The following is a 255-nucleotide window of genomic DNA, read 5'->3' on the forward strand; positions in this document are numbered from 1 at the left end:
TCGACAGTGGCAGCGGCACGCTGACCGACAATGGTGACGGCACCTGGACTTACACGCCGGCGGCGAATGACGACAGCGGCGTTTCGTTCAGCTACACGATCAACGACGGCAATGGCGGCAGTGTCGCTGGTACCGCGAGCCTCGACCTTACCGCGGTCAACGACGATCCGACGACGTCGGCCGTGACGCTGGCAGCGATCGCCGAGGACAGCGGCGGACGGGTGATCACCCAGGCCGAGCTTTTGGCCAATGCCA

At 65.1% G+C, this 255-nt stretch carries 1 protein-coding gene; it reads left to right on the forward strand.

The window, feature by feature from the left end; genetic code table 11:
* Positions 1-255, forward strand: a 255-nt coding sequence (locus tag IB265_RS36385; protein WP_192496241.1) for a cadherin-like domain-containing protein, incomplete at both ends; no start/stop codon positions are given.

Source organism: Ensifer sp. ENS10 (genome assembly GCF_014852025.1).
Lineage (GTDB): Bacteria > Pseudomonadota > Alphaproteobacteria > Rhizobiales > Rhizobiaceae > Ensifer.